Source organism: Pseudomonas sp. MDT1-17, assembly GCF_054898105.1.
Genome location: NZ_JBUBVM010000001.1, coordinates 3253445 through 3278449 on the forward strand (window position 1 = coordinate 3253445; position 25005 = coordinate 3278449).

Genomic DNA, 25005 nt, shown 5'->3' on the forward strand with positions numbered 1-25005 from the left:
ATAGCTCAATGTGATCTTGCCGCAACAGAACCACTGGATGCAGCAAATACACTTGCGGGCAATAGCCAAGGAAACTTGAATATGTCCCAGACAATTGCGACACGTAGCATCCCCCGTACGGTCTGGGCGTTAGGGTTCGTCAGCTTGTTCATGGACTTGTCTTCAGAAATGGTTCATAGCCTGCTGCCGATGTATCTGGTGGGTTCTCTAGGCGTCAGCATGATCACCCTGGGGCTGATCGAGGGTATTGCGGAGGCGACGGCCCTGATCGTTAAAGTCTTTTCAGGCGCCATCAGCGATTATTTCGGACGACGCAAGGGCCTGCTGTTGCTCGGCTACGGACTGGCTGCACTCACCAAGCCGCTCTTTCCGCTGGCCCACTCCGCAGAAATGGTATTCACCGCACGCTTTCTGGATCGGATTGGCAAAGGTATTCGCGGCGCTCCACGTGATGCCCTGGTCGCTGATGTATCGCCACCGGAAATCCGTGGCGCTTGCTTCGGCTTACGTCAATCCATGGATACGATAGGGGCCTTCCTCGGGCCAGCAGTAGCCATCGGCTTGATGTATGCCTTCAGTGAAAACATTCCACTGGTGTTATGGATCGCGGTGATACCGGCGTTGGTAGCAGTCAGTCTGATTTTTGTTGGCGTCGATGAGTCCGAACATGAGCCGTCAGCTCAGCGCTTTCGTTCACCCATACGGCTACAACTGCTCTACAGCTTTTCGCCGGCTTATTGGTGGGTGGTGATAATTGGCGCATTGTTCACCCTGGCACGTTTTAGCGAGGCCTTCCTGGTCTTGCGCGCTCAGCAAACAGGACTGTCTGCAACCTGGGTGCCTATAGTGATGGTGGTGATGGCCTTGTTCTACACGTTCTCGGCCTACCCTGTGGGGAAGGTCTCTGACCGTGTAAGCCGCACAAGTCTTCTCGGGGGCGGGTTGATATTGCTGATCTTGTCCGATCTGGTTCTAGCCAGCGCCGAGTCCGTTTCAATGTTGATACTCGGCGTCGCCCTATGGGGACTTCATATGGGATTCAGTCAGGGGTTACTGGCTGCTCTTGTCGCTGACACGTCACCGGCAGAATTAAAAGGAACCGCTTTCGGGATTTTCAATCTGGTGAGTGGTGTATCCATGTTGCTGGCAAGCGGGATTGCGGGGTTACTTTGGCAAACGTATGGTTCAGCAATGACGTTTTATGCCGGAGCAATTTTTTCTGCGGTAGCGCTCATACTGCTGATAGCACAACGTAGTAAGAGCACACGTTGCTTGCATGATCCCGGACCACGCAAGAATTAAGGAAAGTTTGAAAACCAGTTTGCCGGGTACTCGGCAATCACTTGGTCAGTACCTGCTTTGCTCAGGCCGATGACCTGATAAGCATCCTGCTTCCCACCGACCTCCATACCAGGCGAGCCTGCCGGCATGCCCGGCACAGCAATCCCTATAAGGTCGTCGCGTTTGCTCAAAGCAACTATTCTGCTCAGCAGGTACGTGGCCTTCAACAAACTTTCCGTTGATCACCGCGGTGTGGCATGACGAGAGACGCGTAACAACCCCCAGGTCCTGCTTGACCGCGCTCATGTTGGTTTCTACATGATCAACGACGGTGAAGCCGTTGGCTTCAAGGTGCTGCATTCACTTCCTACAGCATCCACAGTTAGCGTCACGATAAATATCGATTGTCAGGGGTTCTGCTGCGAAGCTAGATGAATGAGAGCTGATGTAATTAGGGGAAGTCGGGCTAATAGCAATAGAGTTGGCCGATTTCTGCTTGTCACCAAGCGCCGGAATAGACCGAGGCTGTGTGAACACGTTTTAGAGCATGCTTGGCAATCACTTGCCCGCGACCGATACACGCTTAGGCACGCCTGCGGCGTAAACGAGGCGCCGCTCGACCTGGTTTTTCGGTGGTGGTCTGAACTCCGAGTCAATCCAGCGCAATTGATACCGTTGACCTCATGACTGTTCCCCCGATTGGCTGTAGGTAGAACTCGATAGCGTGGCTTGGGAATGCTCTTTTTTTACTCTTGATACACCCTGAAAACAAGTCCAGAATTGAGTCCTTTCCTGCTTCCTGAGGAAAAGAAACCCCTTAGATTTCAATGGGTAGGACGCCAGATGCGAGTCTCGTTTCCCGCTCCAAGCATTAAAAAATGGATCTCTGAAAAGAGGTCCATTTTTTTCGTCCAGAGAAAAGTGGAGCCCCAGCGCCACGCCGCCTGATTCGATGCAACGAATGCCACGTCAGGGCCTCTTATAAAAACGAGCAGTGCCATTGGTGCAGGTATAGATGCGATGGCCGAGAGCGTTTTTTTTCATGACAACAGGTGATTGTTTTTATGACGGCGGCTGAGAAAAACCATGTGGAATGGCTGGTTGAGCAATCGATGCTTCATGCCGCAAGGCAGCGGGCCAAACTCTACTCTGGGCAAGGTCGATTGTGGCAACAGCCTTATGCTCATACTCGGCCCCGTGATGCTACTGCCCTGGCTTCGGTGTGGTTCACCGCGTATCCGGCGTCCATTGTGACTAGCGAAAATGGCACGGTGCTGGAGGCCTTGGGTGATGAAACCTTATGGCACGCGCTGTCGAAAATCGGTATCCAGGCTATTCACAATGGCCCGCTGAAAATGTCTGGCGGCTTGAAGGGCCTCGAACACACGCCCACGATTGACGGAAATTTTGACCGCATCAGTTTCGAAATCGACCCGCAGCTGGGCACCGAGGCGCAACTTCAGGCGCTGACCCGTATGGCTGCCGCGCACAATGCGGTCATCATCGATGACGTCATCCCGTCTCATACTGGCAAAGGCGCGGATTTTCGCTTGGCCGAGATGGCGTATGAAGACTACCCGGGGCTCTACCACATGGTGGAAATCCGCGAGGAGGACTGGCCGCTGTTACCTGACGTTGCCGAAGGTCGTGATGCACAGAATCTAAATCCGCTGCAGGTCGACGTGCTCAGAGACAAGCATTACATCGTCGGCCAGCTGCAACGGGTGATCTTCTTCGAGCCAGGGGTCAAGGAAACCGACTGGAGTGCGACACCGATCGTGGTGGGCGTTGATGGCAAGCCGCGACGCTGGGTTTACCTGCACTACTTCAAGGAGGGGCAACCGTCGTTGAACTGGCTGGACCCGACCTTTGCCGCACAACAGATGATTATTGGAGACGCCCTGCACGCCATCGATGTCATGGGGGCGAAAATTCTGCGTCTGGATGCCAACGGATTTCTCGGTGTAGAACGCAAACTCGACGGCACCGCCTGGTCTGAAAGCCATCCATTATCGATCACCGGCAACCAGTTGCTGGCCGGTGCGATTCGCAAGGCCGGCGGGTTCAGCTTTCAGGAACTGAACCTGACCGTTGACGATATCGCCGCTATGTCCCACGGGGGTGCCGATCTCTCGTACGACTTCATCACCCGACCCGCCTACCAGCATGCATTGCTGATGGGCGATACTGAATTTCTGCGGTTGATGCTGCGTCAGATGCACACTTTCGGCATCGATCCGGGCTCGCTGATTCATGCCTTGCAGAACCATGACGAACTGACCCTTGAGTTGGTGCATTTCTGGACCCTGCACGCCCATGACACCTTTCTCTACCAGGGCCAGACTTTTCCCGGCAACATCTTGCGCGAGCACATTCGCGAGCAGATGTACGAACGCCTGGCCGGAGAGCACGCTCCCTATAACCTGAAATTCGTCACCAACGGCGTGTCCTGTACCACCGCCAGCATTATCACGGCAGCGCTCGGCATTCGCGACCTCGATGCGATTACCCCCGCGGATATTCAACAGATACGCCAGATTCATTTGCTGTTGGTGATGTACAACGCGATGCAACCGGGCGTTTTCGCGTTGTCTGGCTGGGACCTTGTGGGCGCATTGCCGTTGCCGGCAGAACAGGTCGCGCATTTGATGCTCGACGGCGATACGCGCTGGATTCATCGCGGTGCCTACGATCTGGTTGATCTCAATCCAGACGCGCCTTTTTCGGCGGGTCAGATGCCACGCCCGAAAACGTTGTACGGCAGCCTGAACAGTCAATTAAAAGACCCGGATTCGTTTGCCTCACAGTTGAAGAAAATCCTGGCTGTTCGGCGTTCCTACGATATTGCGGCCAGCCGCCAGATTCTGGTGCCGGATGTCGAGCACCCGGGGCTGCTGATCATGGTCCACGAATTACCGGCCGGCAAAGGCACGCAAATCACTGCGCTGAACTTCGGCTCGACTCCGATCACCGAAACCCTGCACCTGCCCAATATTGCCCCGGGGCCGGTGGTTGACATCATCAATGAGCGGGTCGAAGGCGATCTCACGCCCGAGGGCGAGTTCACCATCACGCTGGATGCCTATGAAGGATTGGCACTGCGTGTGGTCAGTAGCTCGCCGATGATCTAGGCACTGCGCCGGAGAGTTTGACGGCCCTGTCAGGCTTGCCACAATGCAGGCATCACCGCCTATGTGCCCAAGCCGATGACCTCTGGAGCCAAGGCTGACGGGCGTTTCAATAACGATGCCTTCCTCTATGACGCGGGAAAAACGAATTTGCCAGGCTGGAGAGTCGCTGATCTGGCATTATTCCTACGTCGAAAAAGGCCTGAAATTGCATCGTTACTGGCGTTCGAAATGCCAAGGCTGCGCGTTGAAATCGCAGTGTACACCGAGCACGGAACGACGCACGACCGATGCGACTCGGAGCATTGATCGAGCGATCGCTTAGCCAACGAACGTCGATGACCCAAGACGATGAGGTCATGAGCGTTTTTACACACTCTGGGCCAAAAGCGGCCTTTTGGTGACAGACATAAACCGGCTGGTTTCCCGTTGCGTGACTCAGCGAGCAACGGCCGACTGTGCAAGCGGGGAAGTCAGATGATCCTGCTGTCGGAGAATCCGAAGTACCCACCGCGGTACGTGCTTGAGGGCGATGAGCTTTCGATCTGGGGCGTGATCACCAGCAGTGTGCGCAGCCATGTCTGAAAGATTGGAGCAGGTGTTTGCGCTGATCGACTGCAATAGTGTGACGATGGCTAACTGGACGGTGAGCAAAAAGTCGTAGGTGGTTCGGTTCAGAGCCGCGCCGAAAGCGACACGGCTCACTGAGTAGCAATCAGTGTTTGAACATTACATGCCGCACCACGGTGTAGTCCTCCAGCCCGTACATGGACATGTCCTTGCCATAACCGGACAGTTTCTGACCGCCATGCGGCATTTCGCTGACCAGCATGAAGTGCGTATTCACCCAGGTGCAGCCGTACTGCAAGCGTGCAGACAAGCGATGCGCGCGACCGACGTCAGAGGTCCAGACCGACGACGCCAAGCCGTAGTCGGAATCGTTGGCCCAGCCCAGCACCTGCGCTTCATCGGTGAATTTGGTCACCGACACGACGGGCCCGAACACTTCGCGACGGACGATTTCGTCGTCCTGCTGAGCGTCGGCCAACACCGTCGGTTCGAAGAAGAAGCCATTGCCCTCAACAACCTTGCCGCCCGTAATCAAACGGATATGCGGTTGCGCCACGGCACGCTCGACAAACCCGGCCACGCGGTCGCGATGCTGCGCGGTGATCAGCGGACCGAGCTCGGTCGACGGATCATCCTGCACGCCGTACTTGATGCTGCTGACCGCTTCGCCGAGCTTCTCGACGAATTTTTCGTAGATGCCTTCCTGCGCGTAGATGCGGCAGGCGGCGGTGCAGTCCTGGCCGGCGTTGTAAAAACCGAAAGTACGAATGCCTTCCACGGCAGCATCGATGTCGGCGTCGTCGAAGATGATCACCGGGGCCTTGCCGCCCAGTTCCATGTGCATGCGTTTGACGCTGTCGGCGGTGCTGGAAATGATGTTCGAACCGGTGGCGATCGAACCGGTCAGCGAGACCATGCGCACTTTCGGGTGTGTGACCAGTGGGCTGCCGACCGTAGGACCACGGCCGAACACCAGGTTAAGCACACCGGCCGGGAAAATTTCCGACGCCAGTTGCGCCAGACGCAGCGCGGTCAACGGGGTTTGTTCCGACGGCTTGAGCACCACGGTGTTACCGGCCGCCAGGGCTGGGGCGATTTTCCAGGCGACCATCATCAGCGGGTAGTTCCACGGCGCAATCGATGCGATTACGCCGACCGGGTCGCGGCGGATCATCGAGGTGTGGCCGTGCAGGTATTCACCGCCCGCCGATCCACTCATGCAACGGCTGGCGCCGGCGAAGAAACGGAACACGTCAGCAATCGCCGGGATCTCGTCGTTCAGCGCGGCGCTGTAAGGCTTGCCGCAATTGTCCGATTCCAGTTTGGCCAGTTCTTCGCCGTGGGCTTCGATGGCGTCGGCGAGTTTGAGCAGCAGCAGCGAGCGTTCTTTCGGGGTGGTTTGCGACCAGGTTTCGAAGGCGCTGTCGGCGGCACGCACGGCGGCATTGACCTGCGCTTCGCTGGCTTCGTTGATTTCTACCAGCACACGGCCGAGGGCCGGGTTGAACACCGGTTGGGCGGGACCTTCGCCGTCGACCAGTTGGCCATTGATCAGCAGTTTGGTTTGCATGACTGTTCCTCTGTTTTTTATAGGCCAGGGAAGTGAAACTTCCCTGGCACTTTGTCAGCGCTGTTGTACCGGCATGCCCGAATTATCATCGGGTTTGGCAAGCGGCTTGGAGAGCTTCCAGGCATCGCCCGCAGGGGCCGTACCTTTGTCGTAAGGCTTGCCGAGCAGCATGTAAACCAGGCCGACCCCCATCACCACCAGAGTCGTCAGGATCATCGAATAGTTGATGTACCAAGGCGCATCCGGTGATCGCGGCCAGACCATGTTGACGATGGCGCAAACGCCATAGACCAGTGCGGCCAGGTTCACCCAAAGCCCCCAGGCGCCGAGCGTGAATTGGCCATTCGGGCGCCAACCCTTGGCGCGAGCGATTAATGCCGCGACGATGATCAACTGGAACGCGACGTAGATACCAATCGCCGCGAAGCCGACGATGGTCGCCACCGCATCGGCCATGAACATTCCCAGGCAGACAATCGCTGCGGGCACCAGTCCACTGATGAGCAACGCGAACGACGGCACGTGGTTGCCCGAGAGTCGTTTGAGCAGCGAGCTACCAACGATCATTTCATCACGGGCATAAGCGAACAACAGACGGCTGGCCGCTGCCTGCAGGCTCAACACGCAAGAGATAAAGGACACCATCACCACCGCCATGACCAGTCGCGAACCAACCGGGCCAAAGGCGTTAGCCAGGATGGTAGCGACCGGGTCGGTATCTTCACCGGCCAGCACCTTGGCCATGTCCGGCACCGAAAGAATGAGCGCGAGGCAGGCGAACATCGCTGCTGCGCCGCCGATATAGATGGTCATGCGCATGGCTTTAGGAATGCGCTTGCCCGGGTTCGGGGTTTCTTCGGCGACATCGCCGCAGGCCTCGAAGCCGTAGTACTGGAACAGACCCGCCAAGGATGCCGCGAGGAACGCCGGCAAGTACGAACCGTTGACTTCAAGGTTGAAGGTGTCGAACAGCACGCTAAATGGCTGATGACGCTCGAAGATCAGCAGGTAACCACCAACGAGAACTGCCCCGACCAGCTCGCAGAGGAAGCCGAACATTGCGACTCGTGCCAGCAGTTTGGTACCCACCAGATTAAGGCAGGTCGAGAGCAGGATGATCGTCAGGGCAATATAGATATTGGCCTCGGGACCGGGATTGAAGCCCAGCATAATCGCCAGATAGGGTCCCGCACCGACCGCTACTCCGGCGATGGTTGCGCACAAGGCCCACGCATAGACCCAGCCGACCATCCATGCCCAGCGCTTGCCTACCAAACGACGGGCCCAAGGATAGACACCGCCGGAGATCGGGAACTGGGAAACTATTTCACCAAAAATCAGGCACACCAACAGTTGGCCGGCACCGATCAGCAGGTAGGACCAGAACATCGGCGGGCCGCCCGCGGCCAGACACAAACCGAACAAGGTGTAGACACCGACGACCGGCGACAGGTAGGTGAAGCCCAGGGAAAAGTTCTCCCACAGACTCATGCTTCTATTGAAATCCGAACTGTAGCCGAGGGCGCGGAGTTGTTCCGCATCCTGATCGGCGACGCTTGCACGCGCGTTGGATAAGCCACTCATTTTATTTCCTCATTATCAATGGCAGTTGATTGCAGTACTGGCGGGTTGTCCCGCTTATTTGAGTTTCTTGTTGTAGTAAATGTCAGACTCAAGCCTGTTTTTTGGTCTCGCTGTCGCGGCCGTCGTCGTACTTGGAGAGCCATTCGACGGCGGCATCGCGGTAGCGGCTGAAACCTTTGTAATCGACCAGTTGCTGGTTCAAGTCTCGCAGGACCCGGTGCATGCGTCGGGCCCACGCCGGATTGGTGGCGATGTCTTCGAGGCTGAGCAGGTAAGTGCGAATCGGAAAGACGATGGCGTTACTGCGCGGCAGGCGATGCAGCGGCTGCAACTCGATACGCAGGTACACCAGCTTGCCGGCGTTTTCCGCAGTGACGATGGTGCGGTCCGGCGCCCATTCCGGCAGACTTTCAGCCGAGACTTCGAGGCGCGGATTGACGGTCAGCGACCAGTTCAAACGACGCACCGGGTGGCCGGTGCGCAGACGCAGCAAAAACTTCAGCGCGCGGTCGAGCATGCCGATTTCCTTCACCAACGGCACCGGCCCATGGAACTCTTCCCAGCTCATGCCGAGGTTGAAACGCAGGGAATAATCGGCGCGCTGGGTAGCGATCCCGGCACCCCAGTACAACGTGCCGTCGCGTTCTTCTTGCAGCACCCAATCGCCCTGGGCCTGACGGGTCACGTATTCCATTGGCTCGTAGGGCAGGGTAGTCGGATCGCCGAAAGTAAAGTGATCGTCGATGTCCAGCAGACGGTTGGTCCAATGCCACTGCCGACCTTCACGCGCCAGGCTGAAGTACTGCGGATAGTCCCGGGCGTAGGATTCCATGATCAGTTCAAGCAAATCCCATTGCGCCTCCATCATGTGCGGCGCCGAGACGTAGTGCATACCCGGATCTTTCTCCAGGGTGATCGCGCGGTCCCGGCACTCGCTGATGTAGTGTTCATCGATATCGAAGGCGGCGCGAAACGCACCGTCGCCGACCGAGACATGCGGCTCGAGGTTCATCGAGTACATGTAGTCGTCATCAGGGAACGGGAAGGGTGCGCGGGCGATCGTCTCCGGGCTGTTAGCGAAGGTGTAATCGTCGCGGTAGGTTTCGTCGGGATTGAATTTGATATTCATTGTTATGTCTCCGTCGATCAGAGGTCGATGACCAGGCGATTGCACTTGGCGCGGGATACGCAGGGCATGATTTTCTTGCGGCTGGTTTTGTCTTCGTCGGACAGCCAGTCATCGGTGTGCAGCAGCTCGCCGTCGAGTTCCAATACCTCGGTTTCACAGTGACCACAGGCACCGCCACGACACAGGTAGGGCATGGTGTAGCCAGCGGCTTCCACCGCTTCGAGCATGGTCTGGTCCGGCGAAACTTCGATCGTCGCGCCGCTGCGGCCGAGGGTGAAACTGAAGGCTTCGCCGCCGCTGGTTTGTTCAAGGAAGCGTTCGAAGTGCACATGGCTGTCGGTCCAGCCAAGGTCGCGGGCACAGGTCAGGGTGGCGTCGATCATGCTGTCTGGACCGCACGCGTAAACGTGGCTGCCCAGCGGGCGGCCGGTGAGGATTCGGCGAATGTCCATGCGCGACTCAATGCCTTTGCGATACAGGTGAACCTGCTCGCCGTAGGTCGCCTGCAACTCTTTGCCGAGCTGGGCGTGCTCTTCGCCGCGCACCGCGTAGTGCAGCTCGAAGGGCACCTTGCTCAGGCGCAATTCTTCCAGTTGGGAAATGACCGGCGTGATGCCGACCCCACCGGCGATGAACAGGTGCAGGCGCGCCTGTTTGATCAGCGGGAAGAGGTTGGCCGGTGGCGTGACCTCGATCAGATCGCCTTCACTGACGTTGTCGTGCAGCAAGACCGAACCGCCGCGACCGCTCTCTACTCGGCGCACGGCAATCTGATAGCTGCTGGTGTCGTAGGGCGAACTCAACAGCGAATAGGGGTTGCGCAAGGTGTTGTTTTGATTGGCGATCAGCACCACGACGTGGCTGCCGCCGGAGAACGCCGGTAGATGCGCGCCGGTAGGCGAGACCAGGGTGAAGCGTTTGATTTCCGGGGTTACCGATTCGATTCGGTCCACGCGCAGATTCAGCGTCCCATTGTTCTGGCTCATGTGTCGAGCTCCTCGGCTTCAGGCAATTCACCCGGGACTTCGGCATCGGCTTTGACCGCCTGGAAGGCTGCCAGCCGCCGGGAATAGTGATCGCGAACCACCAGCGTCAGGCCGCAACCGGGGCAGTCGTAGACGCGTTGGGTGACGTTTTCGGTGTAGCTGTCGCAGTGCACGCACCAGACGCGACGGACCAGCGTTCCAGAGTGCTCGCGAAGCACCTCGTCGCGATTCAGGTCGAAATGCGTGGCCACTTGCATGGCACTACCGAGGAAACTTTCAGAACCTGCGAGGTAAAGACGAGTGCCCATGCGCGCTTCGCCGAGTAGGGTCTTCAACTCGTCGATCAGTGCCTGGTTAGAGGCATGCACGTGCAATGGATGCTCGGTGTGCTGATGCAATTGGTCCAGGAAGTCCTGGCCGGAAAACGACTCCTGGGAGTACAGCAAGGTGATCGGTCGATTCAGGCCGGCCATATCACCCAGCAAGCGCAACATGGCCTGACCGCCGCTGCCTTGCCCGGCAATGATGTGCCTGATACCTCCCGGCAGTGGTTGCAACCGGTCGTAGATCGGTCGACTTTTGATCCCGGTGATCAACATTTTTATTATTCCTCCTCACTACCGGCTCGGCTGATGGAAGCCGGCTCTGTTGCATAGCCCAACGATGATGGGGTGCAGATAGCAGGAGCATAGGTCGTGCCAAATATTCAACTAGTTGAATTTAAAGGGTTTTATAGCATTGTTGGCGTAAGGTGCAGGCAGAAATAGCCACGGTTGTAGGCGTTTTTGCAGCGCTTTATGCGAAAAGATGGGAGTTGGACACATCCCTGTGCCGGGGCGATTCAGTCGCGTTGGAGCTTGCGGATCAGCGTACCGATGTCGATGCCCAGGTGCTGCGCGGCTTTGCGCTTGCTGCCACATAGATGTACGGCCCTGAGGATGACCTGGCGTTCGAAATACTGGACTTGAAGCTTGAGATTCTGTTCTGAGTTGTCCTCCGGTTTATCGTCCGTAACCGAGGGTTCCAAACGTTCCTGAGGGCGCACCGGCTCGAGCAATTCAGCCGGCAAATGATGCTCCTGCGCTTCATCGTCGGCGAGGACGGCCAGCCGTTCAAAGATGTTCACCAGCTCGCGGATATTGCCCGGAAAATCATAGTCCATCAGCCGCTTCCGGCAGCCCGCAGACAGACTCAATGAGGGCTCGCGATCGCCATTGATGCGGCTCAACAGGATGTCGATGAGAAACGGCAAGTCATCCCGGTGCTGGCGCAACGGCGGAATTTCTACCGGCAGGACGGCGAGGCGATAGTAGAGATCGGCGCGAAACTCACCAATGCTCACCAAGTGACGCAGGTCCTTGTTGGTGGCCGCAATGACTTGCACCTGTACCGTTTTGCTCAGGGGCGATCCGACAGACTGGATAGTACTGTCCTCAAGGAATTTCAGCAGCTTGGCCTGGACATGCAGAGGAATTTCTCCGATTTCATCGAGAAACAAGGTCCCGCCCGAAGCCGCCTCGATATAGCCTTGCTTGCCGCCCTGCAGTGCGCCGGTAAACGCGCCACGCTCATAGCCGAACATCTCCGACTCGAACAGGCTCTCCGGAATGCTCCCGCAGTTAACGTGAATAAATGGGCGATCACCCCAGCCGGCCGCACGGTGGATATGCTGGGCAATGGCGGTCTTGCCGACGCCAGGCTCGCCAAGCAGTAACAACCGCGCGCGACGTCGGAAGGCGCGCACGCCGGTGTCGGCGATGCTCGATAGCTGAGGTGATAAGTGTAGGGCACTGTCTTGGGGATCGCGCAGACCTTGCGGCTCTACTGGCCGGTTGCCCAGCGATGCTCGACGCTGAGGCTGACTACCGTCGAAGTCTTTCTGAGTCAACATCCTGAACGGTTTTTCGTAGGCGCCAGTGGGGATGGCGTGGGTGCTGCTGAGCAGAGCCCGGCCTTCCCGTGAGCGGGTCAAGGCGCTGTTACCGCCGCGATTTAGTGCTGCCTGCAAGTCGTCGTAATTCAATGCCGAGCGTTGGTAAAACTCACTGTCGGACAGCCCGACGGCTTGCTGTTTGGAAAGTCGATTAATGCGCTCGGCGGCCAGATTGAGAAAACGCACCCGGCCTTCACCGTCCGTCACCATCAGCGCTTCACTGAAGCTGTCGAGTAAGGCGTGCAGCGCGGGTGTTTCCAGCAATGCGCCGAGAACTTCGCTGCTGACATTTACTGACGAGCGCATGCCCATCTGTAGCGTGGGTGGCAGGTTCTTGTCTTTCATGGGTGCAACTCTTGCGCACGGCGCACGCCCTGACTTTCGCGAAACACCGCGACCCGCCAGGCCACGCCTTCACGAATCAGGATGCGCGAACAATGCACATTGAAGTTCAAGTCTCGCCCGCTCAAATCGGGCAGCGGCAGGCTGTGCCAGGTGCGCTCGGGCAGGGCGTTATCCAGCAACAGTCGAGCGATGCCGGCGCCATGGGTAATGCCAAAGGTCTCTTCGAAGGCTGCGTTGCGCCATTGTGGTTGCAGATGTTCGTCGATCACTAGCACCGCATCCGGCACCGCATCGAAGACCCGGCGCAAGGCATCGATGCGCTGCTCGGCGTCGTGCTGCATGCGCAATTCCTGGCTGACGTCGCGAATGCTGCCCCACATGCGCAGTAGATGCCCGTTTACGATGGTTGCGCGTACATCGTTCTCGACGTAGGCCGGTGAACCATCGTGACGCCGATCCACCGAGAGTGCGCAGTCGACGCTGAAACCGGCTTCGATCAGGCGCCGCACGAATTCCTCGTTGGCCGGGCTGCGAGGCCAGTAAAGGCGAACCGGTTGTTGGTTGAAATCGACATCCGATGGCATCTCATACACGTCGGCCATGGCCCGGTTGCACAGGCGCCAGTGGGAGTCGTTTTCGAATACCTGGCGGACGATTTCATCCGGCGAAGTATTGATGTCCACCGCCTCGGCGAACTCGATGCACCAGTAGGCGACCTTTGCGCTCTGCAACATCTGGCTCATTACTTCATTGGCGTTGTGCATTTCCCGCAGCCGATGTCCCAGCGACCCAAGTGGAATCTTCAGCAGGTGCAGGCGCGCCGGTTGAACCGAGCGCCACTCCAAAAGACCGCAAGCGACCACTTGAAGCAGACCGCCGTTGTGGCGAATAAGGGTCAGCTCCAGGCTTTGGACTTGCTCGTCGGCAGGAGGATTAGCGAACAGCAACTGCAAGACACGCACTGACTCGACGCTGTAGATACGTTCAATCGGCTGATTCAGCAGCTCCTCTGGCGCATAACCCAATTGATCGCTCAGGCTGGCGGACAGACTGACGAGTTGCCCGTCAGCACTTACGGTGCTTGAAAGGGGTTGGACTTTGTTGGCCAGTAAATTCAGGGTATCCACGATTGATCGGCTCGATTTGGCTTATGGGTACCTGATTGAAACACTCAGGCAAGTAAAGCTGGGCATATCGCATGCCAACTACAAGGCTTGTAAACATTGAAGTTTAAGGGCCTGTGAGTGAGTAAACGCTGTGATATTGCAGCGAAATGTGCATTTTCGCAGCACTTGGAGAGTCAGCTTAGTTCTGTTTATGGCCGCACTCTACGTCCACTGCCCACCGGTATCGTCGTGCCTAATCCGGGTTCACTTTTGCCACATCGTCGAGCAGACGCACAACTTGCGCCATGGTCATATTGCCTGGGCGATGCCGTCCCAGACCCAGCGCAGCTACCGGATCGTGGTGCCGAGCAAAGTCTCGGCGGACAACGTGCTGGAAGCCTACAAGGCAGGGAACGGCGGCAAGGTGTTCATCTACGAGTGGCACTTGCTGGCCTCGAACTTGGTGCCTTCGAGTTTTGAGCGCGCAGCACAGGAGTGCATCTGACCCCGGCCCGTAAACACTTTCTACAGAGCTCCTTTGGTTGGCCGCAACCAACCAATTTTTTGCCCCGCACCGCATTCGGTCGCGGGGCTTTTTTTGTCTGCGACTACAGCGTGCCTAAGATTCAAATGGGAGGGCTAAGCCAAGCAATTGAACTAAGAACTGACCAATAAGTCAGGATAGTCAGCTGCACTTCTCCCATTACGAGGATCCCACCATGCGCAACTTCACCCTGGAATACCTGTTCAACGGCGAGCCCCGCACCCACATGTTCGAACTCAAGCAGCCTCAACTACCCGTCCATGAGGCGGCAATGCACCTGTTACAGCTGCATTTTGGGGATGGAGAGAACAGCCTGATCATGCCCAATGCGGACGCCACACCTGAGCAGATTTTAGAGCAGGCTGAGCGGGTAGGGCTGACGCAGATAAAGGTCGTCGGTTAACCCGGTTGATGTGACCCGCGCCGACACTTTATCCTGCCTCTCCCGCCAAGCATGATGCGACGCTAGTTGTCATGCCCAAGGTGCCGGACGTTTGTGGTGAAAAGGAACTGCAGTTGAACGAACAGACATTGTCCATGCGCCTGGAGCGCGTGGCGGCGCATGTGCCAGCCGGTGCGCGCCTGGCCGATATCGGCTCGGATCACGGCTACCTGCCAGTGGCGTTGATGCGCCGTGGCGCCATCGCCGCGGCGGTGGCCGGCGAGGTGGCATTGACGCCGTTCCGTTCCGCCGAACGCACCGTGCGCGAGAACGGCCTGGACCAGCGGATCATCGTGCGCCTGGCCAGTGGCCTGGCGGCGATCGAGCGGGGAGACGGAATCACGGCGATCAGCATCTGCGGCATGGGCGGCGAGACGATTCGCGACATCCTCGACAGCGGCAAGGCGCGCCTGAGCGGACAGGAGCGCCTGATCCTGCAGCCCAACGGCGGCGAGCAGCCACTGCGCCAATGGCTGATGGAAAATGGCTACCGCATCCTCTGCGAGGAATTGCTGCGGGAAAACCGCTTCGACTACGAAATCATCGTCGCCGAGCGCGTCGGGCCGGTGATGTACACCGCCGAGGAGCTGTACTTCGGCCCGCTGCAGATGCGGGCACGCAACTCGGCGTTCCTGGCCAAGTGGCAGCGCATCCTGCGCCATAAGCAGCAGACCCTGACCCACTTCGCCCGGGCGCGGCAGGCCGTGCCCGAGGAGAAAGTGCAGGACGTCGCTCGGCAAGCCCGGTGGATCACCGAGTTGCTGGCTTGAGCCCGGCCTGGTGTTTGTACCAAAGCGAATAAAACTATTGAATAAAAACTCTATAAGCTTTAAACGGGAAGTTCACTGGCACATTGCTAGTCACCAGTAAGTGAGTACCGCCAGTTTCTGGCTCAGGGAGCGCTGATGAGTTTTAGTCCATTGACCGACTCCCCGCGGCAATCGAACGACTGCGACGATGTCGCATTTCAACTAAAAGGGCATTCGGATACTACCGGCATGGCCTACGTTGGCAATGACGACACGATAGAGCAATTGCTGGACTCAGCGCGTAACTGGGTCCACACCACTGCGTGGGTGGTGTACCGCGCCGGTGAACAAATGCATTTGGTCGGGCAGGGCGACCCACGGGTGCAGTGGCCGTCAAGCGTTGCGAATGAAGAGTTCGAAGCCTTTTGCCTGAGCTGGCGCGTGCACCGCTGGCCGACCGGACGAGGCGAAAGTGTGCTGGGTTGGCTGCTCGCGCCCCTCGAAGATGCCGCAGAACCAGCGCTCGCCGCGTTTGCCCAGCGCCTGGGCGTTCAGGTACAGACCAATACCCTTGCCCGCGCGCAAATTACTCAGCGTGTGCTGTATGAAATTACCTACCTGGCCAGTTCGACCCGCGACCGGTCAGTGTTTCTGGTGGGGGTTCATCGGCTGCTGGCCAGCCTGATCGACGCCGAGAACTTCTATCTCGCGCTGTATGACCCGCACAGTGGCAAGATTGACTACCCGTATTACGTCGACATCATCGACGTTGATGCCCTGGAGTCCGAGAACTACGAATACCTGGATCTTTCGCGTCTGTCGCTGACCGGCCAAGTGTTGACCACCGGCCAGCCGTTGCTGATCGACGCCGCCGGCATTCTCGCGGCTCAGGCCGAGGACCGTTTCTACTGCGTGGGTGATCGTCCCGAGTTCTGGATGGGCGCACCGTTGAAAAACGCCTCGGATGACGTATTCGGCATGCTTGCGATGCAGGTCTACGACGTTTCTCGTACCTACAGCGCTGAAGATCGCGCGCTGTTTCTGGTGGTGGCCCGCCACGTGGCCATGGCACTGGACCGGATTCTGCACCGAGAGGACCTGGAAGCGACGGTGATGCGTCGCACCCTGGAGCTTTCGGCACTCAACGACGCATTGAGGCAAGAAGTGGCAGACCGAGAGCGCGCCGAACACCTGCAGAGCGCGCTGTTCCAGATTGCTGAACTGTCTAGCCAGCCCGGCGACATGGCTGAGTTGTTTCAAACCTTGCATGGCATTGTCGGTGATCTGCTGTTCGCGCAGAACTTCTACATTGCGCTGTTCGACGACGCGACCGGTGAAGTGACATTTCCGTACTATGTCGATGAGCGGCAGACGACCTGCCCGGTGGCACGGCGTGGTCGTCGGGGCTTGACTGAGTACGTTATCCGACAGCGTCGACCTTGTCTGATTGACCCCGGCGAGGCTGACCGATTGTCTGTGCACGGTGAAATCGAACTGGCCGATGAATATGTCCGATCCTACTCCTGGCTGGGCATTCCATTGTTCGATGGCGATGTGGTACGTGGCGTGCTGGCGGTGCAAAGCTATACCTCGCAGGTGCGTTATACCCTGCGTGACCAGGAACTGCTGACTTTCGTGTCGCGGCACATTGACACCGCGTTGTCGCGACGCACGGCCGCCGAAGCGATCCATGCCGCCAACCTCAAGCTGGAAGCCCGGGTGCAGAACCGCACCCGCGAGCTCGATCACGCCAATGCCAAGTTGCAGCACGAAAACTCCCACGATGCGCTGACCGGGCTACCTAATCGTACCTACCTGCAACAGCGCCTCAATCTGGCCTGGTCGCGGTTCGGCAGCGAAGGCGGGCACCTGGCGGTGATGTTCATCGACCTCGACCGTTTCAAGATGGTCAACGACAGCCTCGGCCACCATTTTGGCGACCTGCTGTTGATGCAGGCCGCCCACCGTCTGCGCGGTTGTCTGCGCGACACCGACATGCTGGCGCGCCTGGGGGGCGATGAGTTTTCGGTGCTCGCGCCAGAGGCGCCGCTGGACGTGGTGATCGAAATCGCCGAACGGATCCTGGCGGCGTTTGACCTGCCGTTTTTCATTAATGGCCATGAAGTTTTTTCGTCCTGCAGTATCGGTATTGTCAGCGCCGACAGTCAGTTTCATCACGAGCCAGCCGACTTGCTGCGCGATGCCGATGCGGCGATGTACCGGGTCAAGAGTGCCGGGCGTGACAGCTACGCGGTGTTCAATCAGGAAGTGCGCCGTGAAGTCTCGGACCAGGTTGAACGTGAGGGGGCGTTGCGCAATGCGCTCAAACGTACCGACGAACTGCTGCCGTATTTCCAGCCGATTGTCAGCGTTGAAAGCGGCGAACTGGTGGCCCTTGAAGCGCTGATCCGCTGGCATCAGCCTGGCGGCCGGGTGATCGCCCCGGGGGAGTTTTTGCCGGATGTCGAAGGTTTGCGCCTGATCGGTCGACTGGACCTGTACATGCTCACCAGCATCGCAATGATCCTCGCACAACCCCAGCACGCCAATTGGCCTGCGGTGCACGTAAACTGCTCCAGCCACAGCATGACGCGCCCGGACTTTGCCAGTGATGTGCTTGTTCTGTTGGCGCAGCACCGGGTCGCGCCGTCGCGGATATGCCTGGAGTTGACCGAAGGTGCGCTGGTGGCTGAGCCGGCGATTGCCCGGCTGAACATGCAGCAATTGGCCGACAACGGCATGTCGGTGGTGCTCGATGACTTCGGCGCAGGGTTTTCATCCCTGAGCTATGTGCATCAATACCGTTTCAGCGGCTTGAAGATCGACAAGTCGTTCGTCCTCGAACTGACCACCAGTGCTCGCAGTCGCGCGATCGTCCGGGCGATTGTGCGGATGGCCGAATCGCTGGACCTGAGTGTGGTGGCCGAAGGTGTCGAGGATGAAGCAACGCTGAACTTGCTGCACGAAATGGGCGCAGGGCAGGCCCAGGGTTATTATTTTGCCAAGCCGATGGGGTTGGAGGCGTTGTTGGCGAGTTCGCTGATTGGTCGTCAGGATTTGTCCAAGACAAAACAAAAAAACAGGAGTCATTGATGCAACCGATCCGTCTCGGTCTGGTGGGCTACGGCAAGATCGCCCAGGATCAACACGTCCCCGCTATCAACGCCAATTCTGCGTTCCAGTTGGTGTCTGTCGCAACGCAAGGGCGGCCCTGCGCCGGGGTAGAGAACTTTCAATCCTTGGGCGAGCTGCTCGAAAACGGCCCGCACGTCGATGCGATTGCGTTTTGCACACCGCCGCAAGGACGATTCGCGCTGGTGCAACAAGCGCTGGCCGCAGGCAAACACGTGCTGGTCGAAAAACCGCCGTGCGCCACATTGGGTGAAGCGATGGCGTTGGTGAATCAGGCCGGTGAGCAAGGCGTCAGCGGTTTGTTCGCCTGGCATTCACGCTACGCGCCCGGCATCGAAGCCGCCCGTGACTGGCTGGCCAGCCGCACCCTGCAAAGCGTACACATCGACTGGAAGGAAGACGTACGCAAGTGGCACCCCGGCCAGGCATGGATCTGGCAACCCGGAGGCCTGGGCGTGTTCGATCCCGGCATCAATGCCTTGTCGATTGCAACCCATCTGCTGGCGCTGCCGCTGTTTGTTGAGTCTGCCGAACTGCGAGTCCCCAGCAACTGCCAGTCGCCTATTGCCGCTTCCATCAAAATGTCTGACGCGCGCCACCTCGATGTCCGCGCGGAGTTCGATTTCGACCACGGTCATGAGGAACTCTGGAGCATCGAGATTCGCTGCACCGAAGGCATCCTGCGACTGGACAACGGTGGCGCACTGTTGAGTATTGATGGCGTGCGCCAGGCCGTATCGGAGGAGGGCGAGTACGCGGCGGTGTATCGACATTTTCAACAGCTGATCGGCGACAAAGCCAGTGATCTGGACCTTCAGCCGCTGCGACTGGTTGCCGACAGTTTTTTTGTTGGGAGTCGGGCGCTGGTTGAGCCGTTCTATGAGTAGTGGCCGGTAGGTAAAAGCGGAGACGCTTCAGCGATGGGTCGTTGAGAAATGAAACGTGAGAAACCACAGGACCAGCGCAGTAGCGCTGATCAAGGCGCCCAACAGGCTTACGGCCATCCAGCCCCAAAGCCCATAAACCTGGGTTGCCGCTGCCGCCCCCAGCGCACTGCCGATCGAGTAGAAGCACATGTAGGCGCCGACCATGCGACTTTGGGCGTCGGGTCGTGCAGCGAAAATGAGGCTCTGGTTGGTGACGTGGACTGCCTGCACCGCGAAGTCGAGCAACACCACTCCACAGACCAGCGCGATCAGGGACGTCTCGGCAAAAGTGATGGGCAACCAGGAAAGCGTCAGGAGCCCCAGCGAAATGCCGGTCACTCGTTGCCCCAGACCTTGATCGGCCCAGCGACCGGCTCTTCTGGCAGCAAGGGCACCGGCGACGCCGGCCAGGCCAAACATGCCGATGGCCGTGTGTGAAAGTGACAGCGGCGGGGCGCTCAACGGCAGCACCATGGACGTCCACAGCACGGAAAAAGCGGCAAAGATCAGTAAGGCCAGCAGGCCCCTGACGCGTAGAGTGCGATCGGTGATGAACAGTTTGAAGAGCGAACTTATGAGCGCCAGGTAGGCGTCTTGATGCCGTGGCGGCGCTGTGACAGGCACCACTTTCCACAGCACCGTCGCGATGGCCAGCATCAATCCTGAGGACACAAAGTAAACGGCGCGCCAACCTGCGATGTCCGCAATCAGGCCAGCGGTAAACCGCGCCAGAAGAATGCCCAGGACAATGCCACTGGTGACCGTCCCCACTGCCTGCCCGCGTTGTGATGGCGTTGCCAGCACGGCGGCATAGGCCACCAGCACCTGAACGACCACTGCCAACAAGCCCATCACGATCATGGCTCCCAACAAGGCCAGCCATTGCTGTGCTGCGCCGACTGCCGCGAGCGCAACCGCAGACAGCAGTACTTGAGTCAGAATCAGCCGTTTACGGTTTACCAAATCGCCCAGTGGGACGATGAACAGCAACCCCAGCGCGTAACCCATCTGAGTAGCAGTCACCACAACCCCGATCATTGATGAGTCCACACCCAGACTCTGAGCCATTGAATCGAGTAACGGTTGTGCGAAGTAAACGTTGGCGACTGCAAGCGCGCAGGTGACAGAAAACAACAGCGTGAGCGACGGAGAAAGCCCTGAAGGCCGGTCAGTCCTGCTGCGTTCTCCGGTCTCCACAGGCGGTGATTGCGAAGCCTGCCTGGCGAAGGGTTTGGTGGCTGAATCGGCATCTGCTGGCATGCGCGCCTCCGTGGCGTTAAGCTGGTTTCAATTAAAAACTAGATTCAATTGTTGCTGTATCCGGTTTTGATTTGCAACCACATTGCGTCAGGCTGGTGGGCAGACTGGGCAAATCCACATTCCGGAAGGTCAAAAAAGATGGTCGAAGACGCTTCACCGCAAAGCAGTGAATGCCCGGTAGCAAGGACACTGGAGGCAATTGGGGATCGCTGGTCACTTATGATCATCCGCGACGCTTTTGATGACATTCGTCGATTCAGCGAATTTCAAAAGAGCTTGGGCGTGGCCAAAAATATTCTGGCATCGCGACTGAAAACGCTGGTTGAGGTCGGTGTATTCGACGTTCGACCGGCGTCAGATGGAAGCGCTTACAAGGAGTACGTCCTTACGGACAAAGGACGGGAGATCTTTCCGGTTGTGGTCAGCATGAGGCAGTGGGGCGAACGTTACTTGTTCAAGCCACAGGAGACGCGTTCTGTACTGATGGACAACGAGTCCGGCCAGCCTCTGCTGCCGATTGAAGTTCGCTCATCAAGCGGTCAGAAACTTGGACCCTCTGACTGCCACAGGGTGAGACTTGTTGATGGCGAGTCGTGAATCGACAGCAGGCTCACGGTTTCATGAAGAAAGACGAGATCAACGAATACTTGGCCGGCTGCCCGGCCACCTCAGTTAAAAAAATGGGTGTGTGAATCAGCTGCCCTCGGCCCGCTGCGCTGTCGCTCTATTAATTTCTGCACTCCGCCAACACCACTTTGCAGGTATTCGGCGTGCCACCGGATCGGCCGGCATAGCGTATGCAATTATCCAGGGATTTTTTGCGCGCCATGCTCAAGGTGGCGCCCCAAGCCAGGCCGCCCTCGCCCGCAGAGGGTAGCGCTTTTGCATAGCAGCTTGAGCCTACGCTTGGGGCCGAGTAGCGAGCCGTGGCAGCTTTGCCTGCACATCCCGCTGTCAGCACCAGGTTGATGGCGAGCAAGGAGAGTAGGACCCATGACGAGCATTGGTGCACTGTTTTCACGGTCATCCTATTTCCCCTGTATCAAGAGGCTAGAGACATATTTGTAGTCGTACTCTACTCAGATTAGACGGTATTGCGCCTGCTAGACCCGAGAGCATGAGCATGGTGTCTGCTCATTCGTAAAGGGTAGAGGGTAGAGGGTGTCATCTTAGCGTCATCTTGCCCGTGGCAAGATCCTCGCAAACCATCCAGAGCGTTCAGCAGGTTTCACCTGCTGGTTGATGAATTTGCAAGGAATCCCCCATGAAAGGAGACGCGTCCCTGTTTGCAGCCATTGATCTTGGTTCCAATGCGTTTCGCATGATGATCGGCCAGTCAGTCAGACGGAATCAGGGGTTCGTGATCCAGGAAGTGAAAACCTTGCGTGAGCCAGTCCGTTTGGCGGAAGGGTCTCAAGGCGGAGCGCTAGACGAGTTGGCGCTGGATCGGGGGTGGCAAGCGCTCGCGCGATTTGGCAAAAAGTTACGCGGTTTCGAAGCCGGTCGTGTGCGGGCAGTGGCGACCAGTGCCGTGCGCGAAGCCGACAATGCTCAACTGTTTTTAGCCAGCGCGGAGCGGCACCTGGGTTTTCGTATTGACGTCATCTCTGGGCATGAAGAGGCCCGACTGGTGTACGCCGGTGTTGCCCATACGATACCCGGTACAGAAAACAGGCGACTGGTCGTGGATATCGGGGGCGGCTCCACTGAATTGATTCTGGGGCAGGGCGCTCGGCCCCTGATGACCGAGAGTATTGCCATTGGCAGCGGCACCTTCGGCGCACGCTACTTTCAGGGAGGCTGTATCACGGCACAAGCGCTCCTGGAGGCTGAGCGTGTCGCCACTCTGCAGTTTGAAAAAGTGGCGCGACGTTATCGCGCGCAGGGTTGGCAGCAGGTTATAGGTTCTTCAGGCACAGCACGGATGCTGGCCAAAGTGCTCAAGGCCAATGGTTTGAACGACTTCGGTGAGAGCGGCATCACTTACAGCGGCCTGTTGCGCTTGTCGTTGCGCCTGCTTGAAGTGGGGCATGTCAAACAGCTCAGATTGGCGGGCTTGCAAAGCCATCGCCTGAGCATCTTGCCTGGCGGTCTGGTGCTCATGCTGGCGGCATTCAAGGTGTTTGGTGTCTCGCATATGATGCCTTCCGAGCCGGGTCTGAGGTTCGGCGTTCTCCATGGTCTGATGTCTAGACACTGATCGACCCATCGCAACCTTGTAGAGCAGGAACCCGCTTTTACAGTGCTTAACGTGTATAGAACCCAGGGAAAGACATGATGTCCACCTATGCTCATTTTTCGGACATTTCATGAGACGTGTGGTTTTTAATCAAAAAGGTGGCGTCGGTAAATCCAGCATTGCGTGTAACCTCGCGGCCATCAGTGCCTTCGAGGGCTATCGCACCTTGCTGATAGACCTGGATGCCCAAGCAAATGCTACTCACTACTTGACGGGATTCAGCGGCGACGATATTCCCCTCGGGATCGCCGACTTCTTCAAACAGACACTGTTTCCAGGCCCTGCATCGAAGAAGGCGCAAGCCAATATCCATGAAACCCCCTTCGCCAACTTGCATTTAATCGCTGCCTCGTCGGAGCTGAGCGATCTGCAATCCAAACTCGAGACACGCTACAAAATTCAGAAACTCAGTAAGCTGCTGGACAGGCTCGATGAAGACTATGAGCGGATCTATATGGATACGCCGCCCGGTCTGAATTTTTACAGTGTTTCGGCGCTGATTGCCGCTGACCGTTGTTTGATCCCTTTCGATTGCGACAGCTTTTCTCGCCAAGCGATTTACGGTGTGCTGAGAGAAATCGAGGAGATCAAAAGTGATCATAACGAGAGGCTGGAAGTTGAGGGCATCGTCGTTAACCAATTCCAGGTTCGCAACGCCCTGCCGCAACAATTGCTCGACGAGCTAATTGCCGAGAACATGCCGGTGTTGCCTGCGTACCTGATGAGTTCGGTGAAGATGCGTGAGTCGCATCAAGCCTGCAGGCCGCTGATCCATCTGGAACCGCAACACAAGCTGACCCGGCAATTCGTGAAGCTGTTCAGTTTGCTTGAAAGCCAGGCCTGAGCGGGGCGGCTTCGAAGTGTAACGAGTCAGTGTTCAGCGAGCAGCGCTTTCTGCTCTTTCGATATGCAGTCAGTGAAGGCACAATGCGCATCCTTTTTTGGTTGGCCTTGCCGGAGGCTCCTCGAAATGATCAAAACGCCGTACTACCTCATCGACAAACAGAAGCTGCTGGCGAACATGCAGAAGATCGCCTATGTGCGCGAACAGTCCGGGGCCAAGGCCCTGCTGGCACTCAAGTGCTTCGCCACCTGGTCGGTATTCGACCTGATGCAGCAATACATGGACGGCACCACGTCGTCGTCGCTCTATGAGCTCAAGCTCGGACGACAGAAGTTCGCTGGCGAGACTCACGCCTACAGCGTGGCCTGGGCCGACGACGAGATCGAGGAGATGCTCGACAACTGCGACAAGATCATCTTCAACTCCATCAGCCAGTTGCAGCGCTACACCGAGGCTTCAGCAGGCAAGGTGCGCGGTCTGCGGGTCAATCCGCAGGTGAGCAGCTCGGATTACCTGCTGGCCGACCCGGCGCGGCCGTTCAGCCGTCTGGGCGAGTGGGACCCGGTGAAAATCGAGCAGGTCATCGACCAGATCTCTGGCTTCATGTTCCACAACAACTGCGAGAACGGCGACTTCGGCCTGTTCGACCAAATGCTGTGCACCATTGAAGAGCGCTTTGGCCACCTGCTGCACAAGGTCGAGTGGGTCAGCCTCGGTGGCGGCATCCACTTCACCGGTGAAGGCTATGCGCTGGACGAATTCTGCGCGCGCCTCAAGGCCTTTTCGCAGAAATACGGCGTGCAGGTCTACCTGGAGCCGGGCGAAGCCGCTATCACTCAGAGCGCTTCGCTGGAAGTCACCGTGCTCGACACCCTTTACAACGGCAAGCACCTGGCAGTCGTGGACAGCTCCATCGAAGCCCACATGCTCGATCTGCTGATCTATCGCCTGAATGCCAAGCTGACGCCCAGCGAAGGCGAGCACACCTATATGGTGTGCGGAAAGTCCTGCCTGGCCGGAGACATTTTCGGTGAGTATCAATTTGATCGTCCGCTGGCCATCGGCGACCGATTGTCGTTTATCGACGCCGCGGGTTACACCATGGTCAAGAAGAATTGGTTCAATGGCCTGAAAATGCCGTCCATCGTAGTGAAACAACTCGACGGTAGTGTCGAGGTGGTTCGTGAGTTTGGTTACAACGACTACATGTCCAGCCTTTCGTAAGCTGGCTGAGAAG

20 protein-coding genes and 3 pseudogenes are annotated in these 25005 nt (G+C 57.8%); 13 read left to right on the forward strand and 10 right to left on the reverse strand.

Features of this window, described 5'->3' with window-relative positions; genetic code table 11:
- Positions 1-81 precede the first annotated feature (81 nt).
- Complete coding sequence (locus ACYZTX_RS15040) at positions 82-1302, forward strand: MFS transporter (protein WP_462034716.1); 1221 nt, start codon at positions 82-84, stop codon at positions 1300-1302.
- Here ACYZTX_RS15040 and ACYZTX_RS15045 read toward each other — a convergent pair.
- Positions 1299-1752, reverse strand: a pseudogene (locus ACYZTX_RS15045) (DUF411 domain-containing protein). The gene ACYZTX_RS15040 and the pseudogene ACYZTX_RS15045 sit on opposite strands and share 4 nt — an antisense overlap.
- A gap of 593 nt (positions 1753-2345) precedes the next feature.
- On the opposite strand from ACYZTX_RS15045, the gene treS reads away from it, so the two are divergent.
- From treS to ACYZTX_RS15060, 3 genes and pseudogenes are all read left to right on the forward strand, one after another.
- Entirely contained in the window at positions 2346-4412 is a 2067-nt protein-coding gene (gene treS, locus ACYZTX_RS15050; RefSeq protein WP_462034717.1) for a maltose alpha-D-glucosyltransferase, read from the forward strand.
- 33 nt (positions 4413-4445) lie between these two features.
- A pseudogene (locus ACYZTX_RS15055) lies at positions 4446-4692 on the forward strand (IS5/IS1182 family transposase); the annotation flags it as partial.
- A 170-nt stretch (positions 4693-4862) separates the two neighbouring features.
- Positions 4863-4994 (forward strand): annotated as a pseudogene (locus ACYZTX_RS15060) (LexA family protein); the annotation flags it as partial.
- A 130-nt stretch (positions 4995-5124) separates the two neighbouring features.
- On the opposite strand, the gene ACYZTX_RS15065 reads toward ACYZTX_RS15060, so the two are convergent.
- From ACYZTX_RS15065 to ACYZTX_RS15095, 7 genes are all read right to left on the reverse strand, one after another.
- A complete protein-coding gene (locus ACYZTX_RS15065; protein WP_462034718.1) occupies positions 5125-6549 on the reverse strand; it encodes a gamma-aminobutyraldehyde dehydrogenase in 1425 nt (474 codons plus the stop codon).
- 54 nt (positions 6550-6603) lie between these two features.
- A complete protein-coding gene (locus ACYZTX_RS15070) occupies positions 6604-8133 on the reverse strand; it encodes an APC family permease (RefSeq protein WP_462034719.1) in 1530 nt (509 codons plus the stop codon).
- A gap of 88 nt (positions 8134-8221) precedes the next feature.
- Positions 8222-9262, reverse strand: coding sequence for a heme-dependent oxidative N-demethylase family protein (locus tag ACYZTX_RS15075; protein ID WP_462034720.1), 1041 nt, complete (start codon positions 9260-9262; stop codon positions 8222-8224).
- Between the two features lie 17 nt (positions 9263-9279).
- The gene (locus ACYZTX_RS15080; protein WP_462034721.1) at positions 9280-10248 is read right to left on the reverse strand and encodes a PDR/VanB family oxidoreductase; all 969 of its coding nucleotides are present in this window, start codon (positions 10246-10248) and stop codon (positions 9280-9282) included.
- Positions 10245-10847, reverse strand: a complete 603-nt coding sequence (locus tag ACYZTX_RS15085; protein WP_462034722.1) for a dimethylamine monooxygenase subunit DmmA family protein — start codon at positions 10845-10847, stop codon at positions 10245-10247. The genes ACYZTX_RS15080 and ACYZTX_RS15085 overlap by 4 nt, the downstream gene beginning before the upstream one ends.
- A gap of 242 nt (positions 10848-11089) precedes the next feature.
- Positions 11090-12526, reverse strand: coding sequence for a sigma-54 interaction domain-containing protein (locus tag ACYZTX_RS15090; RefSeq protein WP_462034723.1), 1437 nt, complete (start codon positions 12524-12526; stop codon positions 11090-11092).
- Positions 12523-13653: a PAS domain-containing protein gene (locus tag ACYZTX_RS15095; RefSeq protein WP_462034724.1), complete on the reverse strand. Its 1131-nt coding sequence runs from the start codon at positions 13651-13653 to the stop codon at positions 12523-12525. Before ACYZTX_RS15095 ends, ACYZTX_RS15090 begins: the two co-directional genes overlap by 4 nt.
- A 190-nt stretch (positions 13654-13843) precedes the next feature.
- Between ACYZTX_RS15095 and ACYZTX_RS15100 the strand changes: the two genes are divergently transcribed.
- The 5 genes from ACYZTX_RS15100 to ACYZTX_RS15120 all read left to right on the forward strand — a co-directional run bounded on the left by ACYZTX_RS15100 (position 13844) and on the right by ACYZTX_RS15120 (position 19386).
- A complete protein-coding gene (locus tag ACYZTX_RS15100; RefSeq protein WP_462034725.1) occupies positions 13844-14137 on the forward strand; it encodes a hypothetical protein in 294 nt (97 codons plus the stop codon).
- A 214-nt stretch (positions 14138-14351) separates the two neighbouring features.
- Positions 14352-14579 carry a hypothetical protein gene (locus tag ACYZTX_RS15105; protein WP_462034726.1) on the forward strand — a complete coding sequence of 76 codons (228 nt, stop codon included), beginning with the start codon at positions 14352-14354 and terminating at the stop codon, positions 14577-14579.
- Between the two features lie 113 nt (positions 14580-14692).
- Entirely contained in the window at positions 14693-15388 is a 696-nt protein-coding gene (locus ACYZTX_RS15110) for a tRNA (adenine(22)-N(1))-methyltransferase (RefSeq protein ID WP_462034727.1), read from the forward strand.
- A 135-nt stretch (positions 15389-15523) separates the two neighbouring features.
- Positions 15524-18460, forward strand: coding sequence for a sensor domain-containing phosphodiesterase (locus tag ACYZTX_RS15115; protein ID WP_462034728.1), 2937 nt, complete (start codon positions 15524-15526; stop codon positions 18458-18460).
- Positions 18460-19386: a Gfo/Idh/MocA family protein gene (locus tag ACYZTX_RS15120; protein WP_462034729.1), complete on the forward strand. Its 927-nt coding sequence runs from the start codon at positions 18460-18462 to the stop codon at positions 19384-19386. Before ACYZTX_RS15115 ends, ACYZTX_RS15120 begins: the two co-directional genes overlap by 1 nt.
- A 27-nt stretch (positions 19387-19413) precedes the next feature.
- Here ACYZTX_RS15120 and ACYZTX_RS15125 read toward each other — a convergent pair whose 3' ends face one another.
- Positions 19414-20685, reverse strand: coding sequence for an MFS transporter (locus tag ACYZTX_RS15125; protein WP_462034730.1), 1272 nt, complete (start codon positions 20683-20685; stop codon positions 19414-19416).
- 138 nt (positions 20686-20823) lie between these two features.
- Here ACYZTX_RS15125 and ACYZTX_RS15130 point away from each other — a divergent pair, with 138 nt between their 5' ends.
- A complete protein-coding gene (locus ACYZTX_RS15130; protein WP_462034731.1) occupies positions 20824-21282 on the forward strand; it encodes a winged helix-turn-helix transcriptional regulator in 459 nt (152 codons plus the stop codon).
- Positions 21283-21412: 130 nt separating this feature from the next.
- Here the strand turns inward: ACYZTX_RS15130 and ACYZTX_RS15135 are convergent, their stop codons facing one another.
- A complete protein-coding gene (locus ACYZTX_RS15135; protein WP_462034732.1) occupies positions 21413-21712 on the reverse strand; it encodes a hypothetical protein in 300 nt (99 codons plus the stop codon).
- A gap of 237 nt (positions 21713-21949) precedes the next feature.
- On the opposite strand from ACYZTX_RS15135, the gene ACYZTX_RS15140 reads away from it, so the two are divergent.
- The 3 genes from ACYZTX_RS15140 (at position 21950) to nspC (ending at position 24992) form a co-directional block, all read left to right on the forward strand.
- Entirely contained in the window at positions 21950-22885 is a 936-nt protein-coding gene (locus ACYZTX_RS15140) for a Ppx/GppA phosphatase family protein (protein ID WP_462034733.1), read from the forward strand.
- A 109-nt stretch (positions 22886-22994) separates the two neighbouring features.
- Positions 22995-23768: a ParA family protein gene (locus ACYZTX_RS15145; RefSeq protein ID WP_462034734.1), complete on the forward strand. Its 774-nt coding sequence runs from the start codon at positions 22995-22997 to the stop codon at positions 23766-23768.
- 126 nt (positions 23769-23894) lie between these two features.
- Positions 23895-24992 (forward strand): carboxynorspermidine decarboxylase, encoded by a 1098-nt coding sequence (gene nspC / locus ACYZTX_RS15150; RefSeq protein WP_462034735.1) that lies wholly within the window; start codon positions 23895-23897, stop codon positions 24990-24992.
- Positions 24993-25005 lie beyond the last annotated feature (13 nt).